The sequence below is a fragment of the Pseudoalteromonas sp. SANK 73390 genome (assembly GCF_054966645.1).
In genome coordinates, this window is the sequence record NZ_ARPN01000023.1 from 1 (window position 1) to 3045 (window position 3045).

Sequence of the window (3045 nt, forward strand, 5' to 3'; positions counted from 1 at the left end):
CTGTACAGGATAAGTTGTGGAAGATTCGAAGTATGAGTTAAGAAAATCAAAGTTATATTGGATGTTTGGTGGGGATATTTTTTGGTATCACTTCAATATGCAATTTTTGAAACCATTTATAATTTTTCAGTTCTTATTTTATGTTGCTGTAAATATACTTCAAAACTTTGTCGGTGAATTTGCCATTAACGTCATAGCTGCAGCGTATTTGTTAGGAACTTTGATTGGAATCGCGAGTATTTTCAAAAAACAGAAAGTATCAAATTTTGTTATGCGTTCAGACTCAAAGCCAAGCGATGCAAAATGGGTGTTTATCTTTATAAGTTTATTGTGTGTTTTAATGTTAGTTTTATTACCTTTTGGTCATGTTAAAGTTGGGTAGCAAAGTACAGCTAACAAGGCATTTAAACGGAACTAAAACAGTTGGTTAGGTTCCGCTTCGCTTCACATTATAACCAACAATTTTAGTCCGCTTAATACGGCGTTAGTTTTCAAAAGTTGAGCTATGTGGAATCAAACTGATAATGGAGAAACCATCGGAACAGTAGGTCCTGAAAGTGGTGAAATAATTAAGGACGAGGAGCATTCCAAAGGCGCTCGCCTAACTTTGGAAAAAGGTGGCGATATTGCACCATACTCTATAACTAGTGGTGTGTACGGTTATTTCTTTCATACAACTTACTTATCAACCCTAGAAGAGGGAGTAAGCGAATTAGGTGCAATGAAAGCTGAAATATCAGAGTTCTTTGACACTGAAACAACAAGTGATGAAGAGCATGATTGGATTATGGCGTTTGTTGGTAGGCATTGAAAACTAACAAGTCATTTCAGCAGGACAAAAAACAGTTGGTTTTTGCTCGTGCCTCGCTAATTTTAGCCAACAATTTTTTGCCTCTTAGTGAGGCGTTAGCTGCCTAGGAAAGTTATTTAAGGAATATAAAACTATGAAGAAGTTTTTGAATGTATGTTTTTTCGGATTATTAACTCTATTAGTCAGTGGGTGCGTAACTAGCCCAATAATGATTAATAAAATGGAAATTAGAGAGCAAGAACAGAAATTGGACAGGGACGTGCTTATCTCTTTCGACGAAAGCTTCCTGTCATATAAACATCAAGAAAAGCAATTAGGGACAACATTTGAATACGATCTGGGCTTCTACCTAAGAAATGCAATTCATGACTCTTTAAGTTCTCTATTCCGAATTGTTGCACAATCCGAATCAAACGAAATAAGCGATAAATTTGACCTTGTAATTAAACCAAATTTGGAATCTTTTACCGCCACTGGAACGTATGAATTGAAAGACAAAGAAGACCAAAAGATATACGACGGCTTAACAAGTGGCAGTATTTACACGTACAACGCTTCAACAAATTTCGGTATGGCAGTACCAGACTATTCATATGAAGCTGGAAAAGACGCTTATATGGCGATATACCATTCGCTAACAGATCTAAACAACCAACTGTTGGTTCGCTTGCAAGGCAGCTAACAAGGCGCTTAACACGTGTAGCACTGCGTGCCACACTGGGACAGTAACGCAGCGGCGCTTCGCGATTATGCCGCTACGTCACTGCCCGTTAGCTTAGCGTTAGTTCCATTAGAGGTAGTTTCATGTTCAGTGAAAAATTTAAACTGTTACAACAAGAAGGTTACCTGACACAGTCCAGTTTATGCCAAGGGCTCACTTTCCTTCGTAAAGCAAATCTTGGAGAGAAGGAACGAGGACTCTTTTACTCGGCTTTTTTTCAACTTTCTATTGGTATTGAAAGATTTATGAAAATAGTCGTTATTTTGGACTACATGTCAAAAAATGATCTTAAAATAATGTCAGATCGAGAACTGAAGCATAATTATGGTCATAAAATTAAGGATCTATATGCCGCTATAAAGATTATTGCTCAAGAGAAAGGAATGGATTTATCGGGGTTTTATGATTCCGGCACTGAGTGGGATATTATTCATTTTCATCATGAGTTTGCCTTATCTGCAAGGTATTACAATTTATCGAAATTAAGTGGAACTTCAAAAGACAAGAGTCCGCTTTCTGAATGGTGGAGAATCATCTTTGATCTGTACTTAGATGAGGTTACAGAAAGAAAGAGAGAAAAAATAAGAAGCGAGTCCTATGCTATGTGTGATGCTCTCGGGAGTAACTCATTTACATCTTTACATAGTTTAAGTGGCGAAATTATGACTGAGTTTGATTGTTTGAGTCACCCGCGCATTATTGAAGCTGCTTCTCCGCATTCTGTTTGGTATATTATCAAAATCTTAGAACCAATTTTTGAAGTGTTACAATCATGCCAAGACAGTGTTCATCATATTGAAATAGCTAAAGGTTTTCAGATGCCTGATGTGCCATATATGCATGAGTTTTTTCCTTTTATGTATTCAACTAGAGATATGGCGAACCGTCGAAAAAACTGGAACTAACAAGGCAATTAAACGGACAAAAAACAGTTGGCTTTGTTCGTGCCTCACAAATTGTAGCCAACTATTTTTTGCTGCTTATTGCGGCGTTATAAGGTACAAATGGTTCGAGCGTTAATTTTATTATTATTTTTTACTTCTATTTCTGTATGGTCGATAGAAATAGATAGGTTTAGCTTCGAAATGGGTTCTTATAGAGTTTCCGAACTTTTAGAAATTAATAGCGAAAAAATAACTTATTCTAAAGTTTTTGGCAGTGGTCAAAAAGTAGAAATCTTATGTGATAAAAATGTGTCCCCTAAGACTTTAGAGCATATTCAATCCACATTAATTGAACTTGGTATTCCAAATTGGAAGGACAAATATGTTCAAGAGGGGATGTTGGACGGAACATTCTTTAAGCTAAAATTTAAGAATAAAAAAGTTATATATAACAAAAAAGGCTTTAATAATTACCCTAATGATTTTAATAAGCTTTTAAAGTACATTGGGGAGCTTACATCGATTAACGGGTGTTGCGTACCTTATAACAAGCTAATAAATAAGGACTAAAAACAGTTTGCTGTTTTCGTTCCTCAACATTTTAGCAAACTATTTTTAGCCCATTATTA

General features: G+C 35.9%; 5 protein-coding genes. All 5 read left to right on the top strand.

Features of this window, described 5'->3' with window-relative positions; translation table 11 throughout:
- The first annotated feature begins 16 nt into the window (after positions 1-16).
- The 5 genes from SANK73390_RS02060 to SANK73390_RS02080 all read left to right on the top strand — a co-directional run bounded on the left by SANK73390_RS02060 (position 17) and on the right by SANK73390_RS02080 (position 2986).
- Positions 17-382, top strand: a complete 366-nt coding sequence (locus SANK73390_RS02060) for a hypothetical protein (RefSeq protein WP_462762927.1) — start codon at positions 17-19, stop codon at positions 380-382.
- Between the two features lie 123 nt (positions 383-505).
- Positions 506-811, top strand: coding sequence for a hypothetical protein (locus SANK73390_RS02065; RefSeq protein ID WP_462762929.1), 306 nt, complete (start codon positions 506-508; stop codon positions 809-811).
- A gap of 133 nt (positions 812-944) precedes the next feature.
- Positions 945-1493, top strand: a complete 549-nt coding sequence (locus tag SANK73390_RS02070) for a hypothetical protein (RefSeq protein ID WP_462762931.1) — start codon at positions 945-947, stop codon at positions 1491-1493.
- Between the two features lie 122 nt (positions 1494-1615).
- Complete coding sequence (locus tag SANK73390_RS02075) at positions 1616-2437, top strand: hypothetical protein (RefSeq protein ID WP_462762933.1); 822 nt, start codon at positions 1616-1618, stop codon at positions 2435-2437.
- Positions 2438-2536: 99 nt separating this feature from the next.
- Entirely contained in the window at positions 2537-2986 is a 450-nt protein-coding gene (locus tag SANK73390_RS02080) for a hypothetical protein (RefSeq protein WP_462762936.1), read from the top strand.
- Positions 2987-3045: the final 59 nt, after the last annotated feature.